The organism is Eubacterium sp. 14-2 (assembly GCF_000403845.2).
GTDB lineage: Bacteria > Bacillota > Clostridia > Lachnospirales > Lachnospiraceae > Petralouisia.
This window is the reverse complement of the sequence record NZ_KE159567.1, coordinates 1,616,162-1,642,010: the sequence shown is the minus strand read 5'-3', so window position 1 is coordinate 1,642,010 and position 25,849 is coordinate 1,616,162. Positions and strand designations below refer to the sequence as shown.

At 45.8% G+C, this 25,849-nt stretch carries 23 protein-coding genes; 4 read left to right on the top strand and 19 right to left on the bottom strand.

The features are described from left to right. Positions 1-78 precede the first annotated feature (78 nt). From C805_RS14680 to C805_RS14645, 9 genes are all read right to left on the bottom strand, one after another. A complete protein-coding gene (locus C805_RS14680; protein WP_016214662.1) occupies positions 79-531 on the bottom strand; it encodes an NUDIX hydrolase in 453 nt (150 codons plus the stop codon). Positions 532-619: 88 nt separating this feature from the next. Next, positions 620-2,077, bottom strand: a complete 1,458-nt coding sequence (locus tag C805_RS14675; protein WP_016214661.1) for a peptidoglycan D,D-transpeptidase FtsI family protein — start codon at positions 2,075-2,077, stop codon at positions 620-622. After that, a complete protein-coding gene (locus C805_RS14670; protein WP_016214660.1) occupies positions 2,034-3,533 on the bottom strand; it encodes an FtsW/RodA/SpoVE family cell cycle protein in 1,500 nt (499 codons plus the stop codon). Before C805_RS14670 ends, C805_RS14675 begins: the two co-directional genes overlap by 44 nt. A gap of 3 nt (positions 3,534-3,536) precedes the next feature. Then, positions 3,537-5,813 carry a peptidase U32 family protein gene (locus C805_RS14665; RefSeq protein ID WP_016214659.1) on the bottom strand — a complete coding sequence of 759 codons (2,277 nt, stop codon included), beginning with the start codon at positions 5,811-5,813 and terminating at the stop codon, positions 3,537-3,539. A gap of 74 nt (positions 5,814-5,887) precedes the next feature. Continuing rightward, positions 5,888-6,649 (bottom strand): cell division protein ZapA, encoded by a 762-nt coding sequence (gene zapA / locus C805_RS27530; protein ID WP_016214658.1) that lies wholly within the window; start codon positions 6,647-6,649, stop codon positions 5,888-5,890. 78 nt (positions 6,650-6,727) lie between these two features. Then, positions 6,728-7,720 (bottom strand): Holliday junction branch migration DNA helicase RuvB, encoded by a 993-nt coding sequence (gene ruvB, locus C805_RS14660; RefSeq protein WP_016214657.1) that lies wholly within the window; start codon positions 7,718-7,720, stop codon positions 6,728-6,730. A 107-nt stretch (positions 7,721-7,827) separates the two neighbouring features. Then, on the bottom strand, positions 7,828-8,439 hold the full coding sequence (gene ruvA / locus C805_RS14655; protein WP_016214656.1) for a Holliday junction branch migration protein RuvA: 612 nt from the start codon (positions 8,437-8,439) through the stop codon (positions 7,828-7,830). Positions 8,440-8,455: 16 nt separating this feature from the next. Further along, on the bottom strand, positions 8,456-9,925 hold the full coding sequence (gene miaB, locus C805_RS14650; RefSeq protein ID WP_016214655.1) for a tRNA (N6-isopentenyl adenosine(37)-C2)-methylthiotransferase MiaB: 1,470 nt from the start codon (positions 9,923-9,925) through the stop codon (positions 8,456-8,458). 79 nt (positions 9,926-10,004) lie between these two features. After that, complete coding sequence (locus tag C805_RS14645) at positions 10,005-11,252, bottom strand: 6-phosphofructokinase (protein WP_016214654.1); 1,248 nt, start codon at positions 11,250-11,252, stop codon at positions 10,005-10,007. Between the two features lie 200 nt (positions 11,253-11,452). Here C805_RS14645 and C805_RS14640 point away from each other — a divergent pair, with 200 nt between their 5' ends. The 4 genes from C805_RS14640 to C805_RS14635 all read left to right on the top strand — a co-directional run bounded on the left by C805_RS14640 (position 11,453) and on the right by C805_RS14635 (position 13,509). After that, complete coding sequence (locus tag C805_RS14640; RefSeq protein ID WP_016214653.1) at positions 11,453-12,055, top strand: DUF1349 domain-containing protein; 603 nt, start codon at positions 11,453-11,455, stop codon at positions 12,053-12,055. 75 nt (positions 12,056-12,130) lie between these two features. Next, positions 12,131-12,811, top strand: coding sequence for a DUF1801 domain-containing protein (locus C805_RS27525; RefSeq protein WP_016214652.1), 681 nt, complete (start codon positions 12,131-12,133; stop codon positions 12,809-12,811). A gap of 147 nt (positions 12,812-12,958) precedes the next feature. Then, positions 12,959-13,156 (top strand): type II toxin-antitoxin system HicA family toxin, encoded by a 198-nt coding sequence (locus tag C805_RS0105325; RefSeq protein WP_022751121.1) that lies wholly within the window; start codon positions 12,959-12,961, stop codon positions 13,154-13,156. A 47-nt stretch (positions 13,157-13,203) separates the two neighbouring features. Then, a complete protein-coding gene (locus C805_RS14635) occupies positions 13,204-13,509 on the top strand; it encodes a toxin-antitoxin system HicB family antitoxin (RefSeq protein WP_016214651.1) in 306 nt (101 codons plus the stop codon). Between the two features lie 176 nt (positions 13,510-13,685). Here the strand turns inward: C805_RS14635 and C805_RS14630 are convergent, their stop codons facing one another. The 10 genes from C805_RS14630 to argH form a co-directional block, all read right to left on the bottom strand. Then, complete coding sequence (locus C805_RS14630) at positions 13,686-14,696, bottom strand: GGGtGRT protein (RefSeq protein ID WP_016214650.1); 1,011 nt, start codon at positions 14,694-14,696, stop codon at positions 13,686-13,688. A gap of 75 nt (positions 14,697-14,771) precedes the next feature. Beyond that, positions 14,772-15,464 carry an iron-sulfur cluster assembly scaffold protein gene (locus C805_RS14625; RefSeq protein ID WP_016214649.1) on the bottom strand — a complete coding sequence of 231 codons (693 nt, stop codon included), beginning with the start codon at positions 15,462-15,464 and terminating at the stop codon, positions 14,772-14,774. 285 nt (positions 15,465-15,749) lie between these two features. Beyond that, a complete protein-coding gene (locus tag C805_RS14620) occupies positions 15,750-17,336 on the bottom strand; it encodes a putative ABC exporter domain-containing protein (protein ID WP_016214648.1) in 1,587 nt (528 codons plus the stop codon). Beyond that, positions 17,336-18,034: an ABC transporter ATP-binding protein gene (locus tag C805_RS14615; RefSeq protein WP_016214647.1), complete on the bottom strand. Its 699-nt coding sequence runs from the start codon at positions 18,032-18,034 to the stop codon at positions 17,336-17,338. The genes C805_RS14620 and C805_RS14615 overlap by 1 nt, the downstream gene beginning before the upstream one ends. Positions 18,035-18,161: 127 nt before the next feature. Further along, positions 18,162-18,836, bottom strand: coding sequence for an LbetaH domain-containing protein (locus tag C805_RS14610; RefSeq protein ID WP_016214646.1), 675 nt, complete (start codon positions 18,834-18,836; stop codon positions 18,162-18,164). Continuing rightward, positions 18,823-20,970, bottom strand: coding sequence for a DNA topoisomerase (locus C805_RS14605; RefSeq protein WP_016214645.1), 2,148 nt, complete (start codon positions 20,968-20,970; stop codon positions 18,823-18,825). Before C805_RS14605 ends, C805_RS14610 begins: the two co-directional genes overlap by 14 nt. A 64-nt stretch (positions 20,971-21,034) precedes the next feature. Continuing rightward, the gene (locus tag C805_RS14600) at positions 21,035-22,396 is read right to left on the bottom strand and encodes an ATP-binding protein (protein WP_016214644.1); all 1,362 of its coding nucleotides are present in this window, start codon (positions 22,394-22,396) and stop codon (positions 21,035-21,037) included. A 238-nt stretch (positions 22,397-22,634) separates the two neighbouring features. Continuing rightward, positions 22,635-23,069 carry a ClbS/DfsB family four-helix bundle protein gene (locus tag C805_RS25240; protein WP_016214643.1) on the bottom strand — a complete coding sequence of 145 codons (435 nt, stop codon included), beginning with the start codon at positions 23,067-23,069 and terminating at the stop codon, positions 22,635-22,637. Between the two features lie 61 nt (positions 23,070-23,130). Beyond that, positions 23,131-24,216, bottom strand: a complete 1,086-nt coding sequence (gene asd / locus C805_RS14590; protein ID WP_016214642.1) for an aspartate-semialdehyde dehydrogenase — start codon at positions 24,214-24,216, stop codon at positions 23,131-23,133. Between the two features lie 149 nt (positions 24,217-24,365). After that, positions 24,366-25,814, bottom strand: coding sequence for an argininosuccinate lyase (gene argH / locus C805_RS14585; protein WP_016214641.1), 1,449 nt, complete (start codon positions 25,812-25,814; stop codon positions 24,366-24,368). Positions 25,815-25,849: the final 35 nt, after the last annotated feature.

Genomic DNA, 25,849 nt, shown 5'->3' with positions numbered 1-25,849 from the left:
TCTCCTAAAAAAGGCGCCCCGTTTCATGAGCACCTTTTCCTGTGTGTAACTGTCCGGCACATCATCACAAATGATGTACTAGAAATATTTTCTGTTGCCCCAAAGATTACTTTTTTTCAAATCCAGATATTCATTATATGCTTTTTCCAGTATCTGCTTCTCATTGGCAAACCGAAGCAGATGATAGGCTTCATGGAATTTATAGTATCCCGAATCAACAAAATATTCTTCCCGTTGTGGTTTGCTGTAATAACTGTCTGCCATCATAAGATACCAGTGGACATCCTTCTCCACCGTGTCGTCCGGAACAGTAAACGTGTACTGACTCTTTCCCACATATTTAATAATTGAGGCGTCCACCCCGGTTTCTTCCAGCACCTCTCTGGCCGCCGTCTCCCGGTATTCTTCTCCTGGCTCCACAGTTCCTTTTGGAAGTACCCATCCTTCATATTTGTTCCTGTAATTTTTATACAAAAGCAGAATCTTTCCGCGAAATATTACCACACCACCACAACTCGTTGCTTCAATCATTGCAATACCTCCTGATGTGGTTTATAGAACTTTGCAATTAGTATACCCCTTTTTCCAGTATCTTGCAAGATTTTTCTGCTATTCTCTCCTATTGGCCGAAATATCGGTCAAACACCTGTTTTGCTATGGGTACTGCCGTACTGCTTCCTGCGCCGCCTTTTTCCACAATTACCGTAACTGCAATGGTTCCCTTTTCCTCTGTGGAAGCATACCCGGTAAACCAGGCATGGCTCTCGGATTTATTGCTGCTGAACTCAGCGGAACCTGTTTTTCCGGCCGCCTGATAACTCTGTCCGCTTAATTTTGAACCGGTTCCCTCCTGAACCACCAGAGACATGAATTCCTGCAGCTTCGCCGCCTCTTCTTCCGATACAAGGGCGCCGTACCGGGAAGGTTTATATTCTTTTACCGTAATCCCCTTATAATTTTCCGTATGGTCAATCACATAGGGCCGCATCAGAACTCCCTCATTGGCTATGGCAGAAGTAATCATGGCCATATGTATGGGAGTAACCAGGGTTTTTCCCTGTCCAATGGCAGTCTGCGTTACTTCATCCGAATTGGAATCCTCCTTCAGCACAAAGCTGCTCTTGTTAAAAGGATAGGAAATGGGAAGGTTTTTCTGAAACAGCACGCTTTCACAGAGCTGCTGAAATGACTTTTTGTTCAGTCCCAGTCCGATATTGGCATAAGAGGTATTACAGGATTTCGCAAAGGAAGTCTCCAGATTCTCCGTTCCGTGAACTGCATGGTTATAGCAGTGAATTTCCGTATTTTCCATGGAAATACTTCCGGTGCATTCGTAAGTATAATCCTGATAATTCTCATGTTCCCGGAGGTATTCCAGCGTGGTGAGTATCTTAAAAGTGGAGCCTGGAGGATACAGGCCCTGCGTTACCCGGTTCACCAGTACGGAATTATCATCGTCCGTATCGGAAATAATGCTCTCCCATTCTGCCTCTATGGTATTCGGATCAAAATCCGGTCTGGAAACCATGGCCAGGATTTTCCCGGTGGCAGGCTCCAGCACCACAACAGCGCCGCGGTTACTTCCCAGAGCCTGATAAGCTGTTTCCTGCAGGCCAAAATCCAGTGTGGTAACAATATTGTCGCCTGGATTTTTCTGATTCTGAATACCGTTGAACACCTGCTCCAGGGCAAATGCATGGGAACGCAGCAGGCTGAAATTGCCAAAAGACTCAATTCCTGATTTTCCGTTGCTGTCATATCCCACCGCATGGGCAAACATGCTGCCGTAAGGATACTGTCTGGTTTCCTTTCCGTCTTCTCCCACTGCTGTCTGCGCCAGCACTTTTCCGTCTGCCGAAAGGATTTCTCCCCGCACCACATGCTCTGAAAATGTATTCTGTCTGGCATTATAAGGGCTGTTGATGAAATCCTCACTTCGAAACACCTGGAACCAGACGAAATACCCCATCATCATGATAAACATTCCCACAAACAGATAGGTGATAACAGCAAATTCTCTGTTTTTTTCCCGGTTAGTCGAAGTCCTGGATTTTCGTTCCGTGGATGGTTTCTTCATGGGATGAAATTCCTCCTTTCCTGCCAGGTCGTTTCTTCCCCTGTTTCTTCTTTTCTTTCCCGGTCTCCTCCAGTTCTGTTTCCTGCTCCGGCCGGGATTTCTTCTTTCCTTTCTTCCGCTCTGCCGGATTTCCTGAAGCCTCCCATTCATCCTGATCCCGTTCTCTCATAAGATACAGGCCCTGAATAATGGCAAAAATAATCAGGGTACTGAGCAGCGAACTGCCGCCGTAGCTGACCAGCGGGAGTGTTACTCCGGTGGAGGGAATAAATTTGATATCTCCGCCAATGGAAAGGAAAATCTGGAACCCGTAAATAGTCCCCAGTCCCAGAGCCACCAGTTTATAGAAGAAATCTTTCATCTGCATGGCAATATTTAAAAACATCAGAAAACAGCTTACGCATACCAGAATCAGGCAGATGGCAAAAATCCCGCCCAGTTCTTCCGCAATGGCTGAAAAAATAAAATCCTGTTTTACTTCCGGTATCTTATAGGGCATCCCCTGGTTCAGCCCCATGCCGAACCAGCCTCCTGTTCCGATGGCAAACAGGGAATTGGATATCTGATTTCCTTCTTTCTCAAACACTGCCAGAGGATCCTGCCAGGCCACCACACGCACCCGCACATGGTTAAACAGAAAATAGGCCACTACGGAAGCCGCGGCGCCGCAGAGCAGTCCTCCTGCAAAATAATACAGTTTTCTGGTAGCCACATACAGCATGACCATATAAGCGATAAAGAAAATCAACGCCGCCCCCAAATCTCTGGAGAGAACCAGAATTACCACATGCAGCGCCGCCACTACAGTGGCTTTCACAACCTGTATAAACTCCGTAGACTCATAAAACATGGAAGCCACAAAAAAAACAAATATAATTTTAATAAATTCCGAAGGCTGGACGGTAATGCCTGCCACAGAAAAGGACAGTTTTGCCCCTTTGGAAACAGCACCCAGCACAGCCACCACTCCCAGCATGGTAATGCCTGCCAGCGCATACATCCAGGTAAGGCTCCGGACAAATTTCCACCGGCTGATAAAATATGGAATCAGCATGGTAACAGCCATGGAAATAACAGCGATGGTAAACTGCTTCACCGCATGTTTACAGGACAGTCTGGTCAGAATTACAAATCCAATGCACATCAGCATACACATGTTATTTACCACAAGTCTGGAAACGCGCTTATAGAAAATGCCATAACAAATCTGCACCGCTGCAAAAAATACCACCTGTTCTAAATAGAATTTCAGCAGTTCCCGGTTTTCCGTGGACAGAAACAGAACTGCACAGGCATTCAGATGAAACAGGTACATGTAAATAACCTGCCTGCGAAACTTCCAGCTCTGTTCCTCTGCGTCCACATTCCGCTTTAATACGGAAAAGCACTGATAAGTATACAGTGCAAACAATATAATCATGGTATACCTGGATAATTCCGTAATTAAATGTACCATAAACTATTCGACTCCTCGTTTAAAATGACCGTTTGTATAATCCGCCGGACAGAGCTGTCTGCCGGAGTTTCCGGAACATGCCTGCCGAAAGAGGGCAAAAATATGTTCTGTTTCTTCCTGATCTTCTATTGTGAAAGACAGCCTCAATCCTGCCGGCCCCAGGGAAGAAATTTCTTTCATATGATGAAACAGCGCCAGCGGGCTGATATTGTAAATGACATTATAACAGTCCTGACACCGGTTTTTCACCGGAAACAGTTTTCCATACCGGTCTTTCAGATAAGAAATGGTTTCTTTTTTGCTGCATCCGGCAGTATTTTTATGTACACACTGGCTGCTCACCATCAGAGGCTGATGCCCATAGAGAATCATCTCGCCTCTGCTGCAGTCATTCTCCCTTAACTCCTGAAAGTTCAGTTCTGCAGGCAGGGTAAAATAATGTAAAGGAAGTTCTGAAACTCCCCGTAAGGCCTCGTTGGAATACACATACAGGCTGTAATCTCCCTGTATCCGCTCCGGCCCCACGCCCCGTTCTTTCAGAAACCGGATTTCTTCATAATTTCTTACCAGATACCCGTCTGCACCCGATGCCTCCAGCTCCCTCCAGCAGCTTTCAAACCGCCGGGCTGTTTCCATGCGGAAAATATAAGGCAGTGCAGGCCAGCATTCTTTTCCTGCTTTATGAGCCTGCGCCGCCAATACGGACACCTGCTCTGCTATTGCCTGTCCTGTCCGTCCCGGAAGTTCCGGATAAATTCTGGAAACCTCCCGCTGCTTCAGGGCAGCCTGAAACTGTTCCGGTGTTTCGGTCAATACACGGATTTCCGGAATCTGACGCCGGGGCTTTTTCTTCTGAACCGACACAGAAACCGCTGACTCTTCCTGTTCCGGTGCGGAGCTCGGAAAATCTGCAGGCACGGTTTCTCCCGGTTTTCGGGCAGATCTGCGGTATTTTTTCAGGATTTCCTCCTGCAGCTTCAACAGGCCTTCTCTCCGAATCTGGTTTAAGGCGCTTATGGTGACAAAGGCCTGTCCTTCCAGTTCCACCTGAAGCTCTTCAAAAACAAAAGGTGTATTTCCGGTCTTTTTCATTTTATCCAGTACGGTTTCCCTGGTCAGAGGCTGCTTTTGTGCCGGCTGTACCTGCTCTCCTGTCACTTCTGCCTGTATATCTTTATATCTTAACATAAGATAAAGGGGAGTTCCTGCAGAAACTCTTAAAAATCCCTTTATTTTTTCTTTATTTTCCTGCCGGAAAAGTTCCTGTCCCTGTTCTCTGTTCTTTTCATGAGAAGGTTTTAAAAATGTTATCATGTCTTTTCCGTTATGTCTGGTATAATATCCGTCTGTGAATCCGCAGCGGCTGCCCAGATTCCGCAGAATTGTTTTGTCCTCTCCGGACACCTCATACAGGTTTTTTGGATCATTTTCACAAATATCCAGATATTTCCGATACATTCCGGTGACGCCTGCGGCATACTCCGCCTGTTTCATCCGCCCTTCAATTTTAAAGGAATGTACTCCGCTCTGAATCAGTCTGGGAATCAGCTCCACCGCGCATAAATCCCTGGGACTGAGCAGATAGGTATCCTTCCGGTTCTTTCGGGATGATTCCCTGTTCCCGTCAGAATTCCGGTTCAGAATTTCTCCTCTGCTGCAGAGTTCCCAGGGCAGTCGGCAGGGCTGGGCACACCTGCCCCGGTTTCCGCTTCTTCCGCCGATCATACTGCTCAGGAGACATTGTCCGGAATAACTGTAACAGAGGGCCCCGTGAACAAAGCTCTCAATCTCTGCCCCTGTGGTTTCATAGATATGGGAAATTTCTTCCAGGGACAGTTCCCTGGCAGTGACAATCCGGCTGCACCCTGCTTCCAGCAGCAGTTTTGCTCCGTAAGCTCCTGTAATATTCATCTGTGTGCTGGCATGAATAGGAAGACCTGGAAAATGTTCCCGCACAAAATGCAGCACTCCCATATCCTGCACAATGACTCCGTCCAGACCTGCTTCATAAAGGGGATAAAGATAATCGTAAAGTCTTTCCAGTTCCCTGTTCTTTAACAGGGTATTAACGGTAAGATACAGGCGTTTTTCCTTAAGGTGAAGGTAATCCAGCCCTTCCAGCAGCTCCTTTTTTGTAAGATTATCTGCATAGGCTCTGGCTCCGAACTGCTGTCCTGCCGCATATACCGCATCTGCTCCTGCCAGAGCCACTGCTTTTAAGATGTCAAAGGAGCCTGCCGGGGATAAAAGCTCTGTCTTTTTTCCGGTTCTGTTCATCATATTTTTCTCCTTAAAAAGTTCACCTGCGATAAAAAGTGACTCAAACGACTTTGCCTGTCATGAGCCACCTTTTTTCAGACGGAATGATTTTCATTTTCTGTCTCTTCTTTATCCTCTGGTCCATCAGGCAGTTTTTCTTCTCCCCGATGTTTTTTTCTGTCTCTATGTACAGGTTCCGGCCCTTTCCTCTGTCCCCCTGACTCTCCTGTGCCGGGCGTCTTTTTCTGTCCCTCGGCCTCCCCTTCACCGGATGTTTTCTTCTGTCTGCCTGCTTCCCCTTCGCCGGAGGTCTTTTTCTGTCTGCCTGCTTCCCCCTCACCGGAGGTTTTCTTCTGTCCTCCCGGCTCTCCTTCCCCGGAGGTTTTCTTCTGCTTTCCTCTTTCTCCTGTGTCGGCCTGCGGTTCCGGAACAACCTGTCCCTTTACCTTGCCAAGGAGGGCGTCTTCCAGTGCAGATTCCAGCTTTGCCTTGTTCAAAAGGAGTCTGCGGTTTTCCTTTTCCAGTTCCGTGGTTGCCTTTTCACTGCTCTCGGCTTTGATTCTGAGAGAAATTAATTCATGTTTTAACTCATACAGTTCTTTTTCTTTCTCTCTCACATCCCGGTCCAGCTTTTCTGCCTGTTCTCTGGCTTTAAAATAATCGTCTGCAATATTCAGCTGTACCAGTGTGGATTTAGTTTCTCCTGGAAAACGCCGGAACTGTTCCATCTCATCAAATTCATTTATTTTATTATTGATATAATTTGCCACCCTCTGCAAATAGTCTTCGCTCTCGTAACCGCTTAAAGTGTAAATTTTTCCTCCAATTAAAACATCTGCACTTGTTTTTGCTGACATACATTCATCCTTTCCTCGCAACCCAAATATCATCCCGGTTCTTTCTTAATTATACCTGATTTCCGGAGAAAAACAATATTATTTTACAATTCCAAAGTGCCCGTAGGCAAAATCCGTCACCATTCGTCCTTTGGGCGTACGGTTAATAAAACCGTTTTTCACCAGATAAGGTTCGTACACGTCTTCAATGGTTCCGGAATCTTCTCCCAGAGAGGCCGCAAGGGTTTCAAGACCCACCGGACCTCCCTGAAATTTTTCTATCATGGTCATCAGAATATTCCGGTCGTTCTGGTCCAGACCAAATTTGTCCACTTCCAGCAAATCCAGTGCAAATACTGCCACTTCCATGGTAATTTTCCCATCGTACTTCACCTGGGCAAAATCACGCACCCGCTTTAACAGGCGGTTGGCCAGCCGGGGCGTACCTCTGGAGCGTCTTGCCAGCTCAAACGCCCCTTCTTCGTCAATTTCCACATCCAGCTTCCGGGCAGAATGGAGAATAATTGTTTTTAATTCCTCCGGATTGTAAAATTCCAGATGATGTACCACCCCAAACCGATCCCTTAAAGGCGCGGAAAGGAGTCCGGCCCGTGTGGTTGCCCCTACCAGGGTAAAATGGGGCAGATCCAGACGGATAGAACGGGCGCTGGCTCCTTTTCCAATCATTATGTCTATTACATAATCTTCCATGGCGGGATAAAGCACTTCTTCCACCTGCCGGTTCAGGCGGTGGATTTCATCCACAAACAGAATGTCCCCTTCCTGCAGGCCGCTTAAAATAGCGGCCATTTCTCCAGGCTTTCCAATGGCCGGCCCGGAAGTGATTTTCATATGTACTCCCATTTCATTGGCAATAATCCCGGCCAGTGTGGTCTTTCCCAGCCCCGGAGGCCCGTAGAAAAGTACATGGTCCAGAGATTCTTTCCTCTGTCTGGCCGCTTCGATATAAATTTTCAGCGTTTTCCTGGCTTTTTCCTGTCCAATATACTCCTCCAGCCACTGGGGCCGCAGACTGGTCTCTATTTTCAGGTCTTCTTCCTGAATCTGGGTGGAAATCACACGTTTTTCCATGAAAGATGTTCCTTTCTTATCAAACTGTCTTTATGTTCAACCGTCCATTCAGCAAACACAAAACAGGTGTTACTGTCAACATTCTTAAAAGATTTCCCGCTGAACCGCTACAGCAGCACCATTTGCTTTAAGGCAGACTTTAACACTTCTTCTACGGTAATGTCCGGCGTAAGTTCCACACTGTTCACTGACTTTAAGGCTTCTGATGAAGAATATCCCAGTGCAGTTAATGCCTGAACGGCTTCGCTCTTTACTCCGGAAAGGGACTCTGCCCGCTCCGGTTCCCTGTGAAGAGTTTTCAGTTCCAGGGCATCCTCTAACTTTAACCGGTCCTTTAATTCAAGAATTACCCTCTGTGCTGTCTTGCTGCCGATTCCAGGAGCCTTTGCAATAGCCTTTGCGTCCTCTCCCAGCACTGCAAAGCGCAAATCATCCGGCGTCATCACCGACAATACTGCCAACGCGCCTTTGGGACCTATCCCGCTGACTCCCAGCAGCAGGCGGAAGATGCTAAGGTCATCTCTGGTGAGAAACCCGTACAGCTCCATTAAGTCTTCTTTTACATGAAGGTAAGTATAAATTTTAACCCTCTGGCCGGTTCCGGTAAAATGGTCTGTCATACTGGCAGGAATATGGATCTCATAACCGATATCATGTACTTCTACCACAATAACATCATCCAGAATCTCAACCAGTTCACCTTTCAAATAAGAATACATAACCTTTTCTCCTCATTCAAACTGCGGGCTCCGAAAAGGATTCCACCATTTCTCCGTAAAAATAAAATCCTTTACACTCCTTTAATTTCACGTTTACGATTCTGCCCACCAGTTCACCGGTTCCAGGGAGATGTACCACAAAATTATTACTCAGCCTTCCGGTTACCAGTGTCTGATCCTGTTCATTCACTTCTTCCACCAGAACAGGCTCCGTGGCTCCGGTAAGAGCTCCCGCCTTTTGGGCGGCAGTTTCCTGCACTTCTTTCAGCAAACGTTCAAACCTGTCCTTTACCACCGCTTCCGGTACCTGCCGTTCCATGGACGCCGCAGGAGTACCGGTCCGTCTGGAATAAATAAAGGTAAAAGCACTCTCATATCCCACTCTGCGTACCACATCCAGAGTTTCCTGAAAATCTTCTTCCGTTTCTCCCGGAAATCCCACGATAATATCTGTGGTAAGGGCAAGATCCGGCACTGCGCTGCGCAGTTTATCCACCAGCGCAAGATATTTCTCCTTATCATAATGACGGTTCATTTCCTTTAAAATACGGCTGCTGCCGGACTGGAGAGGCAGATGAAGGTGTTTGCAGATCTTTTTCGATTTCCCCATCACCTCAATCAGTTCATCTGACAGATCCTTTGGGTGAGAAGTCATAAACCGAATACGTTTAATTTTTTCTATCTGCTCTATTTTTCTCAGCAATTCTGCAAAAGTTAAAGGTTCCTTCAAGTTCTTCCCATAGGAGTTTACATTCTGTCCCAGCAGCATTACCTCCACTACCCCGTCTTCTGCAAGCTGTTCAATCTCCCGCAGAATATCTTCCGGTTTCCGGCTCCGCTCCCGGCCGCGCACATAAGGCACTATGCAGTAACTGCAGAAATTATTGCAGCCAAACATAATATTAACTCCTGATTTAAAAAAGTATTTCCGTTCTACCGGCAAGTCCTCCACAATTTTATCTGTATCTTTCCAGATATCAATCAGCATTCCCTGCTGCTCAAAGGAAGCTGACAGCAGTTCCGCAAATTTATAAATGTTGTGGGTTCCAAAGACCAGATTCACAAAGGGATAACTCTTTTTTAACTTTTCAATCACTTCCGGTTCCTGCATCATACAGCCGCAAAGTACAATTTTTTTGTAAGGATTGCGTTTTCGTGAACCGTTCAGATAGCCCAGACGCCCCCAGACCTTATTGTTGGCATTTTCCCGCACCGTACAGGTATTGTAAAGCACCAGATCTGCTTCCTCGCTGTCTGCCCTCACATAACCTACAGTCTCCAGAATCCCCGCCAGTTTTTCTGAATCCCTGGCGTTCATCTGACAGCCGAAAGTCTGAACAGAAAACGTAAAGGAACGTCCCGCTCTTTCCTCCAGTTCCCGGAGGCTGCGGCGGCATTTCGCCATAAAATAATACTGCCTGTCCGGTTCTCCTGCAGGCGGCTCCATATCTAAATTTATCTTATCCAAATCTGTCTCGTTATACATTTTTCCTGTTCCTTCCTGTAAGATAAAAGAAAACCCCCGAATGTACCGCAAAATACTTCGGGGGTTCGATTCTCATATCTTACAGCTGCTCCTGAAATCCCGGTTTGTACAGGTGACGCGGTATTCCGTCTACCATAACCGGTGACACATCGCCCTGTATCAGCGGCTTTACATAAGTTACAAATTCATCTGTCACATAAGTGCCGTCTTTTGTCACCCAGTTTCTGGGCACCAGTTTTTCATCATTTGCAATCTTATGTACATCTTTTACGGCTGTGGTACTCTGGTAAGGATCGTCTGAAATACGCTCCAGCACTACCATTTTGCCTGTATCGCCTTCATCTGCCGCTTTCACAGCAGCACCGCCTACCTGGAATGCCTCAAGAATATCAATTCGGGAAGCAGAATGGGAAGCAGAACGCTGCAGAGTGCTCAGCTCAATGGCACGGGTCTTGCAGCCAATCTCTCCTGCTACAAAATTAGCCAGATATGCCGCTGTTCCGGAAAGCTGCTTGTGCCCGAAAGCATCTACAAAATCAACGCTGTTTCCCAGCTCACACACATATTTTCCATCTGCAACTTTAATACCCTCAGAAACTGCCACCACAACAGAAGATTTCTTTTCCAGCAGCTTGCGGATTTTGGCAATGAATTTTTCAAGGTCAAACTGCAGTTCCGGAAGATAAATCAGATCCGGGCCGGTACTGTCCTCTCCTTTTGCCAGGGCTGCTGATCCTGTCAGCCATCCGGCATTCCGTCCCATAATCTCGATAATGGTAACCAGTCCCTTATCATACTCCAGACAGAAACTGTCGCAGATAATTTCTTTTACGGAGGTACCGATATATTTTGCAGCGCTTCCGTAACCGGGCGTATGGTCTGTCAGCGCCAGATCGTTGTCAATGGTCTTGGGACATCCGATAAACCGTACGGTCTGTCCGGTAATGATGGCATAATCGGATAATTTCTTAATGGTATCCATGGAATCATTTCCGCCAATATAAATAAATGCCTCTATATCAAGTTTATTTAAAATCTCAAATATTTTCTCATAAACTCCCATATCCTCATGGATTTCCGGCAGTTTATAACGACAGGAGCCCAGATAGGCAGCCGGCGTGCGCTTGAGAAGCTCTGCATCCAGTTCATTTGTGATATGCTCGGAAAGATCAATATAGCGTTCCTGAAGAAGTCCCTGGATTCCGTGCAGCATTCCGTATACTTTCTTTGCCCCACGATCCTTTGCTGTTCTGTATACCCCTGCAAGGCTTGAATTAATGGCCGCAGTAGGACCGCCTGACTGTCCCACGATAACATTTTTTTTCATACTAACACCTCCGCGTTTATTTGTGCTTTTCGCAAACTCATAGATTATATTATACCAAAGAATCAGGGCCTGTACAAGTTCTATTTGGGAAAATTTTTAAAATCAAAAATGAAATGTAATATTGAATAAGTTAGATTTTCTTTCCGAACTGTGATAAAATAAAATCATCATTTAAAGTAGAGTTTGAAGGAGGCAGTCGTATGAATTTTAATACAGACAAATTAAAATGGACAGGAAAACCTGCGGATTACACCATCTCCCATGATAAAATTGAGATTACAACAAATCCTCACACAGATTTATGGCAGAGAACATATTATCATTTCAGAAACGACAATGCACCTGTTTTGCAGATGGAAACAGATGAAAAATTCTTTTCCTTTACTGTGAAAACAGAATTTGAAAGTAAGCACAGATTTGACCAATGTGGGATTGTGATGTACCTTGACAGTGAAAACTGGCTGAAAGGCTCGATAGAATACGAGAACGAAGCATTTCAGCACCTTGGAAGCGTTGTCACAAACAATGGCTATTCCGACTGGGCAACAACAGAAATAAACGCTTCTGTAAAGTCAATGTGGTACAGATTCAGCCGCAGGGAAGATGACTATTGTATTGAGTGTTCTGAAGATGGTGTTACCTTCCGGCAGATGCGTATCTGCCATATGTGGAATGGTAATGGAACAATACAGTTTGGAATTTATGCGTGCAGTCCCGAAGAATCATCTTTTAAGGCTGTGTTTACCCACATGGAAATAACGGAATGTAAATGGCCTGCCCATAACGGGCAACAGCCGGACTAAGAAAACATATCGTTGCCGGAGAATTGCGAGACGTTGCCTGACATAGTTGTGAAGAGCAGGCATGAAAGGAATGTTATGGAACTGAAATTCAGCGCAGTGATACTTCAAAATAAAGATACGGATACTGCTTATGTAGAAGTCCCTTATGATATCAAAAAACTTTTTGGTAAAGACCGCCTGCCGGTAAACGCTGCTTTTGACGGCATCCCATACAGGGGGCAGGTAATAAAAACGTGCACACCCTGTTACATTATTCGTGTTACCGGACAGATTCGCAGGCAGACCGGCAAAAATTTTGGCGATATTGTTGAAGTTGTTTTACAGGAAAGGGACAGTGAGAAGCCATCCATGTGGAAATGTCCAAAATGCGGAAGGGAATTTAAGAAAAACGGGCAGAGCCATTTTTGTGGTGAAAAGCCCAAAACGATTGATGAATATATCCTGGGCCAGGATGAGGATAAACAGGAAGAACTGCAGCATATCCGCCAGATCCTGCACAGGGCACTGCCGGAAGCGGAAGAACGTATTTCGTGGAGTATGCCAACTTATTGGAAAAAGCATAATATTCTCCATTTTGCCGCTTCAAAGAAACACATTGGACTGTATCCGGGACCTGAGGCCGTAATACATTTTTCGGAAGAACTTCAGGGTTACAAAACCGAAAAGGGAACTATCCGTATCCCTTATGGCAACATTGATGATGCATTGATTGAGAAAATCGCAAAGTGGTGCTGGCAAACCGGAAATCATGCGTGACCTGGAAGTCTGCTTATATTTCTCCTGAGGGTGTAAGTCTTAATCCGCTGGCATTATACAGATTGGCACTTTGATAAATATGCAAACATAGTACTATATAAGAAGGGAGATAATTACAGTGCCAAACGAAAAAAAATAATTGAAAAAATGAAGCAACAGCCAAATGGAATACGGCCCGAAGAAATAGACAAAGTTTTAGCCGCATATGGCTATATTCCGGCAAGGCAAAAAGGAAGCCACAAGCATTATCTGAATAAAGAAACCGGGGATTTGATAACAATAAAACAAGAAAATCCATTAAAAAAGGCTTATGTTGTGGATGTGCTGGGCAGGATAGGGGAATAATCCCCTTATCCTGGCATAACATAGCAAGCGGAAAGGAGCATGAAGGCATGGAAGTTAAAGATTATATGGGATTGCCCTATATAAGATTAGTGCAGGAAATAAACGATGAAAGCGGGCACTATTTCTATGGCAGAATTTTGGAACTTGACGGATGCCAGAGTACCAGTGATACACTGGAAGGATTATATGAAAACCTTAATGAAGCACTGGAAGGATATATTGAAATAAAGATTGAAAATAATCTCCCTATACCAATTCCTGAAACACCAAACAATTACAGCGGTAAATTTGTTGTAAGGCTTCCAAAATCTCTTCATCAAAGATTAGCCATTGAAGCGGAAAAAGAGGGGTAAGTCTTAATCAGTTAGCGTTATACAAATTGGCACTTTAATAAATATGCATATAAGGCAGGGGGATTCACGCCCTGCCTTTTCAAAAAATATTTATGCTGCCTGTGTGCTACGCGGCAAAATTTAAGGCTATCACTGACAACTCACATCAGCGATAGCCCTTAATTTTACGCCATTTCTTAGAACTTACCAGCCTTCGCTGCTTCCTCGATGGAAACTGCAACTGCAACGGTTGCTCCTACCATCGGGTTATTACCCATTCCGATTAAGCCCATCATTTCAACGTGAGCCGGTACGGAAGAAGAACCTGCAAACTGTGCGTCAGAATGCATACGACCCATGGTATCTGTCATACCGTAAGAAGCCGGTCCTGCTGCCATATTATCCGGATGAAGGGTACGTCCGGTACCGCCGCCGGATGCAACAGAGAAATATTTCTTGCCCTGTTCATTACATTCTTTCTTATATGTACCTGCTACCGGATGCTGGAAACGTGTGGGATTGGTGGAGTTACCGGTAATGGAAACACCAACATTTTCATGATGCATAATTGCAACACCTTCCTGAACGTCATCTGCACCATAACATTTTACAGTAGCGCGAAGTCCGTCAGAATATGGTTTTTCATAAACCACGTCTAATTTAGCTTCTTTGTAATCGTATTTTGTCTCAACAAAAGTAAATCCGTTGATACGGGAAATAATCTGTGCTGCGTCTTTTCCAAGACCATTTAAGATAACGCGAAGAGGTTTCTGGCGAACTTTGTTGGCCTTTTCAGCGATACCGATGGCACCTTCTGCTGCTGCAAAAGATTCATGGCCTGCCAGGAAACAGAAGCACTCTGTTTCTTCTTCCAGTAACATTTTACCAAGATTTCCATGGCCAAGACCTACTTTTCTGTGGTCTGCAACGGAACCCGGAATGCAGAATGCCTGAAGGCCTTCACCGATTGCTGCTGCTGCATCTGCCGCTCTTTTCGCACCTTTTTTGATTGCTATTGCTGCGCCTACCGTATATGCCCAGCATGCATTTTCAAAACAGATGGGCTGGATTTTCTTTACCTGCTCGTAAACGTCAAGCCCAGCATCTTTTGTAATTTTCTCAGCTTCTTCCACGGAGCTGATTCCATAATTATTTAACACAGAATTGATCTGGTCAATTCTTCTTTCATATGATTCAAATAAAGCCATTTGAAATGTCCTCCTATCTTTTTGAACAATGGTACTTAACTCTAAACAAACCGAAAGGGGTCTGTTTATTCATGACTACTCTGCTCGTGGGTCGATAATCTTAGCTGCATCTGCCACACGGCCATACTGGCCTTTTGCTTTCTCCCATGCGGTGTTAGGATCATCACCTTTTTTGATAAAGTCGGTCATTTTGCCAAGGCTTACGAACTGATATCCGATTACTTCGTTGTCAGCATCCAGAGCAATACCGGTTACATAGCCTTCTGCCATTTCAAGATAACGAACACCCTTTTCTTTTGTTGCATACATAGTACCAACCTGGGAACGAAGTCCTTTTCCCAGATCTTCCAGACCAGCGCCTACTGCCAGTCCATCGTCAGAAAATGCACTCTGGGTACGTCCGTATACAATCTGCAAAAACAGTTCTCTCATGGCTGTGTTAATTGCATCACATACAAGGTCCGTATTCAGTGCTTCCAGAATGGTCTTACCCTGTAAAATCTCTGCTGCCATAGCTGCGGAGTGGGTCATGCCGGAACATCCGATGGTCTCTACCAGAGCTTCCTCAATTACACCATTTTTTACATTCAATGAGAGCTTACATGCACCCTGCTGGGGAGCACACCAGCCGATTCCGTGTGTAAAACCGGAAATATCCTCAATTTTTTTGGAATGCACCCATTTTCCTTCTTCCGGAATTGGAGCTGGTTCATGTTTTGCGCCCTTGGCTACCGGACACATGTTTTCAACTTCCTTCGTGTAAATCATTTTAAGACTCCTTTCAATGTATACATTTATTATATGAAAGCTGCTGCTTCCATAGCTGGATGGCCGTGCACCCCGCGAAACGGGGGAAATCCACGGCACATGCTAACCATGTTAAATCATCTTTATGTATTTAACATTCTTATTCATATTTAATCATATTTTGCGAAAATAGTCCAGTATTTTCCTTACAAATTTTGCAATTATCCTTCGGTAAATCTGCCTGAAATTCCAGGTATTTCCCCTATATTTATACCCTGTGCATCGGCTGACTGATTATCTGCGGTTTTAATCCAGCACTTCCATTTTCGTAAAGGAAACAGAAGATACCGCGGCTCCTGCAAATGTTAAAAGACCCATTACCACAATCATAACCAGAAATCCTGCTTCCGCGGAAACCACAAGCCCTGCCACAACGGCAGCTGAAATTCCAATCATAATGGCAATTCCCTGAAACAGAACTTTAACCAGGGTGCGTCCTGTATTTCCAAGGATATTTCCAATCAGGGCGTCTGCCAGCATTCCATAGTAAAGACGATTGGCCTGCAGACAGACATACAGAAGTATGGTGAGAACCGTCAGCACCGGACCGATTCCAAATACCACCGCTCCCGGCAGAGTAATGAGAATGCCATCCACAACAGCACGGATATGCTCAATTTTTGTGGCATACCATACCTTTTTCAGAGGTGCATCCGGAATCAGGTAAGTATAGGGATTCTCCAGTTCCCTGGACCATTTGGTGGCGTATCCGCTGAAAATAAACACCACATAGCTGGCTACACCGGGAATAATAAAGATTTTTGCAGGCCCGAATTCACTTACCGCGTCGTTGAAATACCCTGCCACTCCAATCAGGATTCCAAGGCCCAGGCATAACAGTGTATTCCACCCGAAAATAAAGGTGGAATTTTTCTTATATTCCAGCATCTGCCGGAAATAAATGGCTTTGGCCCCGGTCCCTTTGTACTCCACGGAGGCCTGTCTGAACTTCCGGTGTTTCTCCAGCCAGGGAATCGAGGCAATGCCTTTTTTCTGCTTTGCCCGGCGTTCCTGATACTCATCTGCAAATTTCATGGCGTCCTCATAATAGGCTCCCGTACACCGCATCCGCCAGGCAGCGGCAAACATCAGTACGGCAGATACCAGAAACAGAACTGTTCCGGCGATATTTACCCCATCCGGCCCCAGAAAAATAAGTCTGGTCACTGCAACGTTCCATCCCACCACCGGAACCATCTGAATCATGGGCATGGAAAAAAAGTTCTGCAGCAGTCCAAAAGAGGGTTCTCTGGTAATCAGCAGAACAGCTGCAATACCCACCACAAACCCCATAAAGGCATACGCTGCAACCACAAGCCCTGTAAAAAATTTCTTCGGCAGTTTTTCATTTCCATAGCAGAAAATAATACAGGAAGCCTCCAGAATACTTTCAAATACCACAAAAAACAGGAAATACACCACTACCTGCAGCAGGCTGGTCTCAAACCACATGATACCTGCCAGTACAATGGCCAGCCCCACCAGGACATTTACTGCAAAAGATTTTATCCCGGCAAACATCAGCACCATTTTGGGACTGACCGGAGCGGAAAATACAAAATGTACCTCGCTGGGACGAAACAGCAGGCCTTTCCGCTTTGCATAGCTGATCAGATTTCCCGGAATCAGAAAGAAAATAATCATGGATAACATTGTTACCAGATTCTGGGGGCTGTTAAAATTCTCATCCCTCATCATGACATCAAAACTGTTGTAAATCATGAAAAGATAGAGCAGAATAAATACCGCCATAAAATAAGTAACCGGACGTTTCAGTGCCTTTCTGATTCGATTGATAATGGTTCTTTTATAAAGATATATCAGACCTTTCATTATGATTCACCGCCTCCCGTAATCTGGAAGAACAGTTCTTCGATGTCCGTATCTTCTGCCTGTTCTCTGGTAAAGGTTCCGACAATTTTCCCTTTTTCCATAATAAACATCACATCCCACAGTTCCTTCACCATTTCCAGCATATGGGTACTGATTAAAATGGTAACTCCCTGCTCTTTCAGTTCCAGCACCACTTCTTTCAGTTCCTTGATCGCCGCCGGGTCAAGGCCCACCATGGGCTCATCCAGAAGGATTACTCTGGGCTTTACAGCAAGGGCACAGCAGATACTTACCTTCTGCATCATACCTTTGGACAGCTCGTTTCCCAGCTTATCCTGTTTATCCTCCAGTTCAAACCGAACCAGAAGGTGTTCAATTTCTTCCTCAGTAACAGGGGAATCGTACGCTCTCCGCACATATTCAATGTGCTCCCGTACCGTCAGTGCGTCAAACATGGCCGGCAGTTCCGGTACATAGCCAAAAATCCGTTTGGCCTCCAGAGTCCTTGCCGGCATCTGATTAATTCCAACACCGCCCTGATAACGCAAAAGCCCGGCAATGCTTTTGATAATCGTAGATTTTCCTGCTCCGTTAGGCCCCAGCAAAATTCCCACTTTTCCACTGGGTACCGTAAAGCTCACGTGGTCTACCGCCAGATAATGTCCGTATTTTTTCGTCAGATCCTGAATTTCTAACATAACCCACTCTCCTTTTTGATATTCCGGACAGTTGTTTTTCATAATCCGAAAAACCTGTCCGTAAAACGCCATATGTTGCTCTGTATTACTTGTATAATACAATAGTACATATGGCGCTTTTTGTCAACTATACTTCATTCTGTTTTTCCACAATATCATTTTTCTGTTTGTAAATGGATTTTGCAGGTACCACGCCTCTTACCATGGAAAGGGGATAGATATTGCTGTTTCTTCCTGCCACGGTTCCAGGATTCAGTACGCTGTTGCAGCCTACTTCCACTTCGTCTCCCAGCATGGCTCCGAATTTTTTTAAGCCCGTGGCCATTTCCTGCCCTCTGTCTTTCACCACCACCAGGGTTTTGTCTGACTTCACATTGGAAGTAATGGAGCCTGCGCCCATATGAGATTTATAGCCCAGAATGGAATCTCCCACATAATTATAATGGGGCACCTGTACTTTATTGAATAATACCACATTTTTCAGCTCTGTGGAATTGCCCACAACGGCTCCTTTTCCCACAATGGCATTTCCGCGGATAAAGGCACAGTGACGGATTTCCGCCTCCTCGTCAATAATAGCAGGCCCGTTGATACTGGCTGTGGGGGCAACCTTTGCATTTCTGGCAATCCAGATCTGTTCCCCCCGCCGCTCATATTTTTCCGGGTCCAGGGATTCACCCAGCCTGCAGATAAACGCGCTGATTTTCGGCAGTGCCTCCCAGGGATAAGTAAGACCCTGAAATAATTCTGCCGCCAGGGTTTCTGACAGGTTATAAAGACTGCTGATTTTACATGTTTCCATTTTTCTTTTTTCCTCCTTTTTGGGCCGATGGCTTTTCTGATGATTTCTCAGATGATTTATAAAAAGCCGAAGCATACTGAAAATATTCCCGCAGAGCATACTGGTTATTCAGGCCCAGTACGCCGTTGGTCCGGCTTCGGATAAAATGCTCCAGTTTTTCCATGTATTCCTGAGGCGTAATACTTCCTTCCGCCACATAGGTGAGCCCCTTTTCCCAGCTGGCTGTTAATTCGGGATTTAACAAAGAGCGGATAGAGGCATTTACCACGTCGTATATCATTTCTCCCAGCAGAGTGGGCGTAATAATCTGACTCTTTTTGTTCAGCGCAAGATATTTGTTGTTCACCAGTTTTTTCAGAATTTCAGCCCTGGTGGCGCTGGTGCCGATGCCGCTCCCTTTTATCTGGGCCCGGAGCTCCTCGTCCTCAATCAGCTGGCCTGCATTTTCCATGGCCAGGATCATGGAACCGGAATTGTAGCGTTTGGGAGGGGAGGTCTCCCCCTCTTTGATATCCAGAGACTTTACCGGAAGTTCCATTCCCTTTTTCAGGGAAGACAGAAGTTCCATAAAAGGAAGATCACAGGCGGTATCTCCCACGCTGTCCCCTTCTGCGCCCTTTTCTTCCGGCTGCTTATCTTCTTTCTTTTTTCGGAATGAATATTCCATGACTTTCAGATATCCCGGCTCTGCCAGCACTTTAAAAGAAGCAAAGAATTTTTCCGTCCCCTTTGGACTGCCTTCCCTGTCCATGGAAGTTACCAGACTGATTTTCTGGTAGACTGCCGGCGGAAAGAAAATGCCAAGAAACCGCCGCACAATGATTTCGTACACGTGCAAAGATGTTTTGTTCAGGCTGCGGATCGCTGAAAACCCCTGACCTGTGGGTATAATGGCATAGTGGTCCGTAATCTGTTTATCATTGACATAACGGCTTTTTACTATCTTTTTATAACTGCCCTGGTTCAGGATTTCTTCTGCGAATTCCTTTACGGAAGGAACAGCCTTTAAACCTCCGATATTTTTCTGTATTTCCCTGGCCACCGCAGAGGACAGCACACGGGCGTCTGTTCTGGGGTAAGTAACCAGTTTCTTTTCGTACAGTTCCTGTACCACCTTAAGGGTCTGGTCCGGGCTGATTTTAAAGAATCTGGAGCATTCGTTCTGCAGTTCCGCCAGATTATAAAGAAGCGGCGGATGCCTGTTTTCCTTTTTCTTCTCCAGCGAAAAAACGGATGCTGCTGCCTCAGCTTCTGCATGAGAATTTTCCGGATGCCGCTCTTTTGCTCCGGATGCAGAAATTAAATCTGCAATTAACTGTTCTGCCTCTTTCTTTTCTTTAAATCCGTTTTCTTTGTACAGTTTGGGTGACTGAAAATAACCGGAGCCTTCCACCGCCCGCCATTCGCCTTCAATGGCTGTTCCCCGGATGTCCAGCATACTGACCACCCGGTAAAAAGGCGTCTTTACAAATTCCCGGATTTCCCGTTCCCGGCGTACCACCATGCCCTGTACACAGGTCATCACCCGGCCCACGCTGACCACCGTATATCTGGTTTTCAGGAAACCGGATATGGCATTGCCGTATTTCAGTGTCAGCAGCCGTGAAAAATTAATTCCCATCAGGTAGTCCTCTTTTGCCCGCAGATAGGCGGATTCACAGAGATTGTCATATGCTGACAGCTCTTTCGCCTCCCGGATGCCCCGCAGAATTTCCTCTTCTGTCTGAGAATCAATCCAGACCCTGCGCCGGTCCTTACCCCGGACTTTCGCCTGCCGCTCCACCAGACGGTAAATATATTCTCCTTCCCGCCCGGAGTCTGTGCATACATAAATGGTACTTACATCCGAACGGTTCAAAAGCTCCGCCACAATCCGGTACTGCTTCTCCACTGCCGGAATTACCTCATACTTAAATTCCTCCGGCAGAAAAGGCAGGGTGGCCAGACTCCATTTTTTCAGTTTTTCGTCATAGGCCTCCGGATAACTCATGGTTACCAGATGGCCCACGCACCAGGTAACAACCCCTTCCCCTGATTCCATGTAACCGTCATGATTTTTAAAATCCTGTTTTAATGCTTTGGCAAATTCCCTTGCCACACTTGGTTTTTCTGCTATGTATAAAGCCTTCGCCATAAATTTCTGTCCTGTTTTCCCTTTCCGTTCCGTTTTGCCGTTTTCCGTAAACAAGGTATCCGGATTACATCCTGTTCATATTTACCAGCACAATACGGCTGTCCTGTTCTACCACCCGCAGCAGCTGTTTGTCAAAGGATTTGGCGGTAAAGAGATAGTAATAATTTGCGGTAATTCTGGCCTGCTCCATGCTCTGGAATAACTGCTGGCACATTTCAAAAGTCATTGCCGGTTCTGACCAGTTGCAGAGACATATAATATTTTCCCGTATACTGTTCTGGGCAATAATGTCAATATGACCTTTTTTCCCGATCCAGGTGCCCATTTTATGAATTTTCAAAGGCAGTTTTCCAACCAGATCCTGCAGTTCCAGATATTCCATGCACACATTTACAAAGTATCGCTTCAGATAGCCTTCCAGTCCTGGGGCTATGTGCTTCTCATAAAAGTCTTCCGGCGTCATCTGCCGCAAATCCGACAAATGGGGGTATACAAATTTAAACCAGAAGTTAATAAAGGTATCTTTAATCTGATACAGCCCTTTCTGAGCGTTCTGCCAGCCTCCGGTCTCAAAGGAATACACTTTCTCCACCACGTCAAACTCCATCAGATTTTTCAGATATACACTGATTTTCGCTCTGGAAAATCCCGTAGTCTGATAGATATCGTTCAGTTTATGCTTTCCGGAAGCCAGAACCTCCAGAATCGTATTGTATACGGAAAGCTCCCTTAACTGGGTCCGGATAATTTCTTCCGCCTTTCCGTGAAGAAACCCTGTTTCTGCCAGAATATGGGTGCAGATATTGGTGCGGATATCTTTCGTGTCGTCCCAGCCCTTCATATATTCCGTTACGCCGCCGATTACCCCAAATGCTTCCACACTCTCTCTGACACTGTAATTCGGGAAATTTCGCACCAGATCCAGAAATTTCAGTTCTTCAAATTTTACAGTTCCGTCCAGCTTCCTGGCTGCGGCCCCCAGAACCTGGGGCAGTTCCTGCTCCACCCAGAATATGGATGAACTGCACAGCAGAATCATCACCGGCCCCGGATACAGTTTCTTCCCTTTCAGCTTCAGAATACTTTCCAGAAACTGACTGTCTTTTTTCATAATATACTGGACTTCGTCTATTACCAGTACCAGCTTGCTGCTGTCCCCGCTTTTTACCCGTCTGAAAAAGGTATCATAGGAATCCTCGGAAACTGTCACCTGATAATGCTCTGCAATTTCCCTTCCCATCCGCTGTTTCTGTGACTGAGGGGAAATCTCCGGTGCACAGTAATAAAAGAATTTTTTGTTTCTCAAAAATTCCTGCACCAGTTTCCTGCCCTCATGCTCTTTTCTCCCGTACAGTACCAGAAGCTGATTTCCGGTCTGATGGTACATCTGTTCCAGATACTGCAATTCTGTTTTTCTCCCTGCCATAGCCAAACTCCCATTCCTGCTCATCCATAAGGTATACTGTGATTCCTTTGTGATATTTCACCTGTATCATATCACGATTTAACTTTTTTTACAATAATGTTTCATTTTTTTCAGATGGAACTTCCTGCAGCAGGAACAGGCAGCAGCAGGGCTGCCTCATCAGAATCATGAGACAGCCCTGTGTGCCTTTAGCTTTACCGCTCTTTCAATTTTTGATGCAGATCTTCCTGTGTGCCTTTCATTTTTTCATGGCCCAGTCGTAGTGACTGGAGTTAACGCTGACAAAGTAAGATCCTAACGTGCTTCCTCCCACCCATGAAAAAACGCCTTTGGAAAACAGTTCTTTTCCGTTTCTGGCATTATCAAGTTTAAACATCTCCTTATAATTTTCCGCAAGCTGCTCCACTGCTTCTTTTTCCATGTCAGCGTCACTCGTTTCTCTGGCTGCCATAAATTTCTTGTAAATTTCAGCATTTTTGTCCCGCTCCTGCTTCCATTCCCTGACATCGCCAGTTGACTGCATCATAGCTTCCATTGCCTTTTCTTTACTGCCATACCATTTAAAAACATCCGCAATCGCCTGTTCATTGGAAAAGCCTGCTGCCAGATGCTCCCGGTATTTTTCCTCGCTCCCATATTTTTCTATCTGTTGTTTCAGTGATTCTTCTGACATACTATTATAAGCAGATCTGCACCCGTTCCTATATCATTACTGCAAATCTTTCTCTGTCTTATTACTTCGCTGTAATATATCCCTGGGCTTTCAAAAGCTCTGCACAGAGCACTGCGCCTCCTGCAGCTCCCCGCACGGTATTATGGGAAAGCCCGATAAATTTCCAGTCATAAACGGTATCTTCCCGCAGACGTCCCACACTGACTCCCATACCATTTTCGTAATTCACGTCTTCCGTTACCTGAGGACGGTTATCCTCTTCCAGATACTGGATAAAATGCTCCGGCGCGCTGGGAAGGTTCAACTCCTGAGGCGCTCCGCTGAAAGTTCTCAGCTTTTCAATCAGCTGTTCTCTGGTGGGTTTCTTGCGGAACTTCACAAACACTGCCGCAGTATGTCCGTTCAGCACCGGAACACGGATACACTGGCAGGTAATCACCGGACTCTCCGCCGGGACAATCACACCGTCTTTTATTTCGCCCCAGATACGGAGGGGTTCTTTTTCTGATTTTTCTTCCTCGCCGCCGATATAGGGAATAATATTTCCTTCCATTTCCGGCCAGTCCTGGAATGTCTTGCCTGCGCCGGAAATCGCCTGATAAGTGGTGGCTACCACCTCAAAGGGTTCAAACTCTTTCCATGCGGTAAGCACAGGAGCATAGGACTGAATGGAACAGTTTGGTTTTACTGCCACAAATCCCCGTTCTGTTCCCAGACGTTTTTTCTGAAAATCAATCACCTTCATATGTTCCGGATTAATCTCCGGCACCACCATGGGCACGTCAGGCGTCCACCGATGAGCACTGTTATTGGATACTACCGGAGTTTCCGTTTTTGCATAGGCTTCCTCAATCGCTTTAATCTCCTCTTTGGACATATCCACGGCGCTGAACACAAAATCCACTCTGGAAGCCACTGCCTCCACTTCATTTACATTCATAACCACAATATCTTTCACTGCCTCCGGCATGGGGGTATCCATTTTCCAGCGGTTTCCCACTGCTTCCTTATATGTTTTTCCCGCGGAACGGGGGCTCGCCGCAATGGTAGTCACCTCAAACCAGGGATGATTTTCCAGAAGGGCGATAAAGCGCTGCCCAACCATCCCGGTTCCACCAAGTATTCCTGCTTTTAATTTCTGACTCATTTCATGTCTCCTCACTTTTCCCTGTTTCAATTTTTTGTCCGCATGTCGCGAACAACTGTATTTTCACAATATACTAATACATTTCTTCTGAAAAAACAATTCGTATATTATACAAATTTCACAAATTATCCTGCTCTGATTTATACAAATCAGACAGACTGCTGTGTGGCAGGGGCCTGGTTCAGAAGTTCCTGTTCCCAGTCTTTCAGCTGGCTCTTCCAGTCGCTGCTTAAATATTCCCGCTCCAGGTCCAGAACTTTTTTCATGGCCTCCTGTCCGGGAGCTCCCAGTGTCAGCCGCTTTTCCACACAGGTTTTCATGGAAACCGCCTCAAAAATATCTTCTTCAAATACAGGGCTTACAGCTTTTAACTCTTCCAGGGTCATCTCATCAATGGCCCTGTTTTTCTCAATACAGTACAGTACAAGCTGCCCCACAATACCATGGGCATCACGGAAGGGCACCCCATGACCCACCAGATAATCCGCCGCGTCTGTGGCATTGGTAAAGCCGTTTCTGGCGCTGGCCTCCATCTGCTCCTTTCGGAATTTCATGGTGGAAAGCATTCCGGTAAAGAGGGCCAGACAGCCTTTTACGGTATCCATGGCGTCAAAGGTAAGTTCCTTGTCCTCCTGCATGTCTTTATTATAGGCCAGCGGAATTCCTTTCATGGTGGTGAGCAGAGAAATCAGGGCGCCATAGACCCGGCCTGTTTTTCCCCGGACAAGCTCTGCAATATCAGGATTTTTCTTCTGAGGCATAATGCTGCTCCCGGTGCTGTAGGCGTCGTCAATTTCAATAAACTGATATTCATTGCTGTTCCAGATAATCACTTCTTCTGAAAAACGGCTTAAATGCATCATAATCGTAGACAGGGCGGACAGAAATTCTATCAGATAATCCCGGTCAGACACACCATCCATACTGTTTAAAGTGGGCCCGGCAAAGCCCATCAGTTCTGAAGTGTGGTACCGGTCCAGGTCATAAGTGGTTCCTGCCAGTGCTCCGCTGCCAAGGGGACAGTAATTCATTCTCCGGTAAATATCCTCCATACGCTGACGGTCCCGTTTAAACATTTCAAAGTAAGCGCCCAGATGATGGGCCAGCGTTACCGGCTGCGCTTTCTGCAGGTGGGTAAATCCCGGCATATAAGTATCCAGATTATTTTCCATCACTGTAAAAAGTACCTGCAGTAATTCTTTCAGCAGTTCGTCAGTTTCCAGTACCTCCTGTCTGGTATAGAGACGCATATCCAGAGCCACCTGGTCATTCCTGCTTCTTCCCGTGTGCAGCTTTTTCCCGGTATCCCCCAGACGGTCAATCAGCGTGGCCTCCACAAAACTGTGAATATCCTCATATTCCTGAGAAATCTCCAGTGTACCATCCTCCACTTCCTGCAGAATTTCTTTTATCGCCCTTACAATTTCCTCTGTCTCAGATTCCGTCAGAATTCCCTGCTTTCCCAGCATTTTTACATGAGCAATGCTTCCCTCCATGTCCTGTCTGTAAAATTTCCGGTCAAAGGATATGGATGCATTGAACTGATAAACCAACTGATCTGTTTCTTTTGTGAAGCGTCCGCCCCATAACTGTGCCATAGTATTTCCCTCTTTCTCTGTTTTGTTAAATCTTC